This is a genomic window from Hymenobacter sp. AT01-02 (assembly GCF_000961955.2).
Lineage (GTDB): Bacteria > Bacteroidota > Bacteroidia > Cytophagales > Hymenobacteraceae > Hymenobacter > Hymenobacter mucosus.
The window spans coordinates 1-6926 of the sequence record NZ_JZIR02000032.1 but is presented as its reverse complement, the minus strand read 5'-3'; the positions used below and the strand labels follow the sequence as shown (position 1 = coordinate 6926).

The window sequence follows — 6926 nt, the reverse complement described above, 5'->3', positions numbered from 1 at the left end:
GAGGCCAGCAGGGTCTGGGACTACCAGGCGAGGCCGTGGTCGAGCACGAGCTGCCCGCGCCACCTGAGATACCACCGGCCCGGCGAAACGGGGTATTTCACGTTCGTGTACCAGCCCCTGCGCGACGAGCCGCACGGACCCGTGACGGGCATTGCCTGCGTGGCCCTCGACGTGACCGAGCAAGTGCTGGCCCGCCAGCAGGTGCAGCGCCTCAACGAGGAACTAACAGCCACCAACAAGGAATTGCACGCGAGCAACAGCCGCTTGGTGCGCACCAACGTGGACCTGGACAACTTCGTCTACACGGCCTCGCACGACCTGAAGTCGCCCATCACCAACATTGAGGGGCTGCTGGCCCTCTTGCCCGAGTTACTACCCGAGGCCGTGCGAGCGGATGCACACGTGGCGCCGGTGCTGGAGCGCATGCAGGAGTCCATCGAGCGCTTTCGGCGCACCCTCACGCACCTGACCGACGTGAGCCGGCTGCAAGCCGAGTTTGCCCAGCCCACCGATGACGGTTTCGCTGGCGGCCATCATCGCGGATGTGCGCGAGGACCTGCACTTCCAGTTCCTCGAAGCTGGGGCCGTGCTCGACGTAACCGTCAACGGCACGCAGCTGCGGGTGTTCTCGCCCCAAGAACCTGCGTAGCCTGATCTACAACCTTGTGAGTAATGCCCTCAAGTACTGTCACCCCCGAGCGGCTCCCCCCGGGTGCGCATCCGGTGCGTGCCCACCGGCGACTCGCTGGTACTCACGGTGCAGGACAATGGACTGGGCCTGAGCGTCCCACATCAGCAGCGTCTGTTTCAGCTCTTCCAGCGTCTGCACACCCACGTCGAGGCTCGGGCGTCGGGCTCTATGCGGTGAAAAAGATTGTGGAGAATGCGGGCGGTACTATCACCGTGGCCAGTCAGGAGGGCGTGGGCACGACCTTCACCCTCACCTTTCCAGCCTAGGGGCTGGCTTTACCTAGTTTTTCTACTCTCTCCATGCCCCGCTTAACCAGTGCGCTGCTGGTCGATGATGATTCGACTGCCAATTTTTTAATAAGCTGCTGCTGGAGCGCGCTGGCGTGACCGAGCACCTGCTGGTGGCCGAGGATGGGGCGCAGGCCCTGCGCCTGCTGGCCACGGCCTGCCTGTTGCCGAACCAGGCCCAGTGCCCGCAGTTGATTCTGCTGGACCTGAACATGCCCGTGCTCAACGGCATCGAGTTTCTGCAGGCCTACCAACACTTACCCGCCGCCCAGCGCCAGGGCATCGTGTACTGCTGCTCACCAGCGCCTCGGTCGAGCGGGATCTGGAGCAACTGCGGGGCTTGCCCCTGGACGGCATCCTGAGAAAGCCTCTAACGATGGCCAAGCTGCAACAGCTGCTCGATAACTATTTTCCAACCTAGTGCACGTGAGGTACCCGCTGGTGCTTGCGGCAGTGGCTCAAGCCCAATCCTGACACCAAAACCCTTCCCGAGGAAACCCTCCCCCCTGCTAGACAGCAGAGGCGTGTGGCTCTGAGGGCGTGGCCCGCTTCCCGTTGGGCTATGCGCTGGACCTGTTGATGGGTGAAGCGGCACCCGCGGCGGGTACGAAGGCCCAAGCTCTCCAACTCCTGGGCAATCTGATTATAGCCGTGCCCTTGCGAGAGCCGGGCTAAAATCAAGGCTGTGGCCTAGCGGTTGGCCTAGTGGGCCGGCGAGCCAAACGCATCGATTTCCTGTTCACTAGGGCCAACCCCTTCCTTTCTTTTCCTTTGCTGATGTCCATTCAACCCAAAACCAAGTGCTTGGCGCATGTCGCCCTGCGCACTTCCGACTTTGCCCGCGCCAAGGCCTTTGATCATGAGGTGCTTGAAGACCTCCGACATACTGGGCTTTCTGGTCGGAACCACGTTTATTGGCTTTAAGCTGGCGGCGCCACCTACCCCGGGGGCAGCACCTTCACCCCCTTCAACGTGGGCCTCGACCACATCGCCATTGCCTGCGAAGACGAAGCCGAGCTGCACCGGGTCGCCGCGGCCTTACAGGCGGCCGGGGTGGAGAACACGGGGGTAAAAGTGGATACGGTGGCTCCCAAGCAGTACGTGGCCTTTAAAGATCCTGACCGCATCGCCTGGGAGTTTTACATGGTGTAGGGCACGCGGATGCATGCCAAGCTGGTATTACGCCTTGACTACCACGGGCTTTCGGTTTCACCGGCGGGAGCATCCCGACTAAAGTACTTCCCAGTAGGGCCGTCCGCACCGATCGTGGCGTATTGGGTAACAAACCGGGCGGCATCCGTTACCGCTCCCCCTTGGTGGCCGGTAAAATCGGTAGCTGTCTGACCCGGGTCGACCGCATTGACTTTAAAACCTTTCGCCTGCAGCTCGTACGCCAGGAAGACGGTGTAGGCATTGAGCGCCGTCTTGGAGGAGCCGTAGGCCGCTAGCTTATAGGGCGCATGGATCCAGGTGGGGTCGCTTTGCAACGTGAGCGAGGCCAGGCCGGAGCTAATGTTGACGATGACGGGCACCGGCGCCTGCTCGAGTAAGTCCAGGAAGGTCAGCGTCACCTCGATGGTGCCGAAGAAGTTGGTGTTGAAGATCTCTCGTATCTGATCAGTGTCAGTAATCAAGGCATTTTGCGGAAACCCACCCAGTACGCCCGCATTGTTAATCAACACGTCCAAGACGGAGGTTTTCGCTCGGATGGTCTTTTCAGCCGCCTGAATGGAGGCTTTATCGCAAACATCGAGTTGAATCGCCTCGACGTGGGGCAGGCCGGCTTCGGTCAGGTGGGCCACCGCCTGCTGCCCTTTAACTAAGTCGCGGCAGCCGAGGTAGACAAAATAGCCCTGGTGGGCCAATTGGCGGGCGGTTTCCAGACCGATGCTCTTGTTGGCACCGGTAATGAGAACATGTTTCATGCGCTGTATGAGGAGATAAGTACGGAGCAAAGGTCCAACGGCTGCTGGACAGGTTACTTACCTTTGGGTAAAAAGGAGACGACCAGCCGGCTGATTGTGATGCTGCCGAAAACGCTGTAAATCAACTACGTTAACGCTTGTGCGCTGCTAGCCGCAAACCCACCTACGCAGCAAGTGGCTACGCATTTAGCAGCACCCGGCCGGTGGTAGCCGAGCAAAAAAGCGGCTGTCTCCTGGAGAGACAGCCGCTAGCGAAGGTGGAGGGAAAGTACGGAACGGCGAGTACCGGTTGAACGAGCGGAAAGCGGCCGGCTGAGGCTCGCCTGGACGGACCTACTTACTGAACCGGACGAAAGGGTTGTAGTAATCGGATGCCGGCCTCAATAGACCCGTCCATCAGTTCCAGCAGCTGCGGCGCTTTTTCGACCATGCGGGTCCCACTCAGGTGGGCGTCGAGCGCCGCCTGGTTTTCCCAACGTTCCCAAATGATAAAGGTGCCTGGTTGACCGACGACCTCATGCGCCTCGTAGTCGAGGCAACCCGCGTCGTTGCGCGAGCCCGTAATCACCCCTGTGATAAACGCTTTCATCTCGGCCGCTTTTCCGGCTTTCGCCCGTGCTTCCCAGAGCACAGTGACGTAGTGGTTAGTTGATTGGTTCATGCGGCAAAATTGCTTCGTCTAAAAAAGGGACTACTTACCTTTTGGTAAAAAGCAGTTGAGCCGAGTGGGTTTGCCAGACGCAGGTCGGCAGGCAGCGACCGGGGAGCCAGCCGGGCTGCCACTGTTCAGAACCGAAAAGCGGTTCTTCAGCTCTTCAGGTGCGCCGCGACCCGTTGTTGAGCGCGCAGCAGGAGTACGCAACGGCCCTGGTAGCTTCTGGTGCGGGTAGTCGCTGAATTAACCGGTTCCGTTCACTAGCGACATGGGGTAAGTCGGTCAGCTGGTTGCCTCTGGAAAACCAGGCTGGGTATCCAGCCGGCGGCGGATACGACTCAGCGACTGCGGCGTGACGCCAATGTAGGACGCCAAGTAGGCGAGCGGAATCCGATTGGCCAGCCCTGGGAACGTGGTCAGGAACTGCGCATACCGGGTCGCTCCGTTGGGGCTGACCAGCGCGCTGCGCCGGTTCATTTTTTCCAACAGCGCGTGCGTGAAGAGCTTCTGCTCGACCTGCGGCCACGCGAGGATGGTCAGGCTAAGGGCCTGCCACGCGTGGGCCTTGAATACAAGCATATGCACCTGCGTTTCGGCCTGCACGTACTCGGTGCAGGGCTGCTGGAATTGATAGCTTTGCAGGTCCACCACAAAGTGGTTCTCTTCCACAAAATACTTGGTGTTTTCCGTGCCATCGCGCTCGAAGTAGCACACGCGCATCACGCCGGCCACCACAAAGCCAATTTCCTGCGCCACCCGTCCGGCCTGCGAGAAATAGTCGCCGGGCTGGTAGGTGCGCGCCACGGCCTGCTTCCGGATAAGTTGGAGTTGCTGCGGGCTAAAGGGATAGAATTGCAGCAGAAAGGTATCGAGTGACAAGTCGGTCATGCCAGGAAGAGGGGGTAGCGCCTGGAGGGGTTCCAGGCAATCGGCCCGTAGCAAAGGTCACGCCTTAGGCATGAGCAGCCGTTACCATTTGGTAAAAAACAAGGAGGCAATTAACTTCTGGACCAACCTTTTACGCAAGGCCACGCCGTTGTCGGGCTCCCCTTTGAGAAGAAGAAGCTGGAGGGTACGGATCTAGGGTTGTTGTTTGGCTTGGACAACTAGGTAGAAATTAAGGCTATAGAGTGTGCCCTATGTCGTCAAGTGACATCCATCATTATCCGGCACCGGCACCCAGTCTGGTACGCAAAGCCTTTCTAGTTAACATAGAAAAGGCGTATCGGACAACTGTAATGATATATGGAAGTCATCGAAACGATTGAATAACAATGTGGTATTCATAAATTATCCTTCGCAAAAAAATGGAGAATGTTATAGTTTTAATAATTTTATTATATTCAATGGTCCTAAATTAAGAGTTAGAAACAAGAGTAGTATATGTATGGCTGTCAGGACAAAGACCAAATCAGCTATATTATCCGCTGATATTCATTATAGCCAGTTTGCTAAATTAATACTTCCTATTCTTAATTATGTTCACGATCATTATTCAATAGTGGCTCATCATGAAGGGAATGCCGGAAAATTCACATAATAAATGTGGTGTAAAAATTAAATTAAAAGAAACCGTTATTTCAGTCGACAAAAACTCCTATGGGCACCCCTTTATGTCTCATGTTAATAATTTAACAAGACAAGAATTGACTTTAATGTTGTGCAAACGAGATATAAAAAAAAGAGACTATCATATTGTTCTAAACTGATTTTAATTTTCGCAATTTACCCTCCTCTCCTTTAGAGTCACTATTCCAAAGTTAACGGCACTTAGTTTCATGACTTTGAAGGTTATGCCCTTAGCGGTAACCTTTAAAGTCATGAAAGATCTTCTCCATGCGGGTTCGGTACCCCGATTCATTCAGGCGAGCAGTGACCTCCCGCAAGCTCACTATGGCTCGCAACGGGACGGCCAACTGTGCCGCTTGCCGTTTACTGAATGTGCATTGCGCGCCGAGATATCCGATATTCTTGCCGGCCTTATAGCTCGGGCTGGTCGGGAGATAAGCCGGCGGCCAGCTTTTCTGTGAGTTGCTGTTCCAAAGTGGCCACACTGTGCAATGCAGCCTGCAAAGCTTCCGGTAGATACTCACCCAACCGGTACTCGGCGATCCTAATGGGCTTATGCACGTCCCGCAGGCATACTCGGCGACGACGTTGTTACGGCTTTTGCACAGCAGCAACCCGATGCTCGGGCGGTCTTCAGGGTGGCGCAGTTGCTCGTCAACGGCCGTGAGGTAGAAGTTGAGCTTGCCTGCGTACTCGGGCTTGAACTCGGCGATCTTCAACTCCACCACGTAGGCGCGCAAGCGGACATGGTAGAACAGCAGATCGAGGTAGTAACCTGCCACCACTTCTAGGTGTACTTGCTGCCCCAGATAAGCGAAGCCACTCCCCAATTCAACAGCAGTTTGGTGATGTGCTCGAGCAGCCTGCGCTGCAAGTCCCGCTCCTGCACCTTATCGGTTAGGGCGAGAAAATCGAACACGTAAGGGTCTTTCAGGGTCTGCTGGGCTAGCTCTGATTGTTCGGGGGGTAGCGTGGTAGCGAAGTTGGTAATGGCCTGTCCCTGGCGACGGTGATGGCCGGCTTCAATCTGATGCACCATCACATCACGCGACCAGCCGTTTTGGGCCGCGGCCGCCACGTAGTGCAAGCGCGTAGCCTCATCCGGCACCTTCTCCAGCAAGGTGAGATGGTGGTACCAGGGGATTTGTGCAAGCGTCGCTTGCACAAAGGCCGGGTCTGGGTAGGCCGAGAGGTTCTAGTAAAGTGAGACAGAAAAGGGCATTATCTTCCTTCTGTCATAAGTTCAAAATCAATTACAACTTCGCCGCGCAAACGTTGCCGCTATGATGACGCCTTCCGGGCGGAAGCGTTGCGTTTAGCCTCGGAAAGCCGCTCCACGCAAGCTGCAGCCCGGCAGCTTGGCATCAGCCCGAAGCTGCTATACAAGTGGCAAAAAGCTACGCAGCCTGTTCTGGAGGTGGGCGCGGAAGAAATCGAAAGCGCCGCGATGCGCCAGCTGCGCGCCGAGAACCGACGCTTGCAACAGGAGCGTGACATCTTAAAAAAAGCCTTGGCCATCTTCATGCCGCCAACCTCGTGAGCCGTTATCGCTTTGTCCGAGCACAAACCCAGTACTACCCCGTGCGACGGCTCTGTCAGGTGCTGGGTGTGGGGGTGGCCAGCTACTATCGGTGGCAGCAAAGAGTAGCGGCACGCTGCTCGGTGCCAGCCTGGGAAATCGCCATGTGCCAAGTATTTGTGCTGCACAAACGACTGTTGGCACCCGCCGCTTACGAGCCGAATTGCGGGCACAAGGTCACCAAATAGGTCGTCATCGCATCCGATAAGTCTTGCACCGC

10 protein-coding genes and 2 pseudogenes are annotated in these 6926 nt (G+C 56.8%); 7 read left to right on the top strand and 5 right to left on the bottom strand.

The window, feature by feature from the left end:
• The 3 genes and pseudogenes from VI25_RS12550 to VI25_RS12545 form a co-directional block, all read left to right on the top strand.
• A partial coding sequence (locus VI25_RS12550; protein ID WP_161806937.1) for a HAMP domain-containing histidine kinase occupies positions 1-654 on the top strand: 654 nt, incomplete at its 5' end.
• Positions 655-712: 58 nt separating this feature from the next.
• Positions 713-957: pseudogene (locus VI25_RS28900) on the top strand (ATP-binding protein).
• Between the two features lie 116 nt (positions 958-1073).
• Positions 1074-1340 (top strand): response regulator, encoded by a 267-nt coding sequence (locus tag VI25_RS12545; RefSeq protein ID WP_055562542.1) that lies wholly within the window; start codon positions 1074-1076, stop codon positions 1338-1340.
• A 55-nt stretch (positions 1341-1395) separates the two neighbouring features.
• On the opposite strand, the gene VI25_RS28895 is transcribed toward VI25_RS12545, so the two are convergent.
• Positions 1396-1596, bottom strand: coding sequence for a hypothetical protein (locus VI25_RS28895; protein WP_410503433.1), 201 nt, complete (start codon positions 1594-1596; stop codon positions 1396-1398).
• Between the two features lie 159 nt (positions 1597-1755).
• On the opposite strand from VI25_RS28895, the gene VI25_RS25175 reads away from it, so the two are divergent.
• Together VI25_RS25175 and VI25_RS24090 are read left to right on the top strand one after the other, a co-directional pair.
• Positions 1756-1902: a hypothetical protein gene (locus VI25_RS25175; RefSeq protein WP_161806936.1), complete on the top strand. Its 147-nt coding sequence runs from the start codon at positions 1756-1758 to the stop codon at positions 1900-1902.
• A gap of 48 nt (positions 1903-1950) precedes the next feature.
• Positions 1951-2130, top strand: coding sequence for a VOC family protein (locus VI25_RS24090; protein ID WP_052695669.1), 180 nt, complete (start codon positions 1951-1953; stop codon positions 2128-2130).
• Positions 2131-2168: 38 nt separating this feature from the next.
• On the opposite strand, the gene VI25_RS12535 is transcribed toward VI25_RS24090, so the two are convergent.
• The 4 genes and pseudogenes from VI25_RS12535 to VI25_RS26890 form a co-directional block, all read right to left on the bottom strand.
• On the bottom strand, positions 2169-2903 hold the full coding sequence (locus tag VI25_RS12535; RefSeq protein WP_045690441.1) for an SDR family NAD(P)-dependent oxidoreductase: 735 nt from the start codon (positions 2901-2903) through the stop codon (positions 2169-2171).
• A 337-nt stretch (positions 2904-3240) separates the two neighbouring features.
• Positions 3241-3564, bottom strand: a complete 324-nt coding sequence (locus VI25_RS12530) for a putative quinol monooxygenase (protein WP_045690442.1) — start codon at positions 3562-3564, stop codon at positions 3241-3243.
• Between the two features lie 276 nt (positions 3565-3840).
• Positions 3841-4446 carry a Crp/Fnr family transcriptional regulator gene (locus tag VI25_RS12525; protein ID WP_045690443.1) on the bottom strand — a complete coding sequence of 202 codons (606 nt, stop codon included), beginning with the start codon at positions 4444-4446 and terminating at the stop codon, positions 3841-3843.
• 911 nt (positions 4447-5357) lie between these two features.
• Positions 5358-6301: pseudogene (locus VI25_RS26890) on the bottom strand (PDDEXK nuclease domain-containing protein); the annotation flags it as partial.
• A gap of 63 nt (positions 6302-6364) precedes the next feature.
• On the opposite strand from VI25_RS26890, the gene VI25_RS12510 reads away from it, so the two are divergent.
• Positions 6365-6667, top strand: coding sequence for a transposase (locus VI25_RS12510; RefSeq protein ID WP_082455527.1), 303 nt, complete (start codon positions 6365-6367; stop codon positions 6665-6667).
• Positions 6664-6894, top strand: coding sequence for a hypothetical protein (locus tag VI25_RS24720; protein WP_152981603.1), 231 nt, complete (start codon positions 6664-6666; stop codon positions 6892-6894). Before VI25_RS12510 ends, VI25_RS24720 begins: the two co-directional genes overlap by 4 nt.
• The last annotated feature ends 32 nt before the right edge of the window (positions 6895-6926 follow it).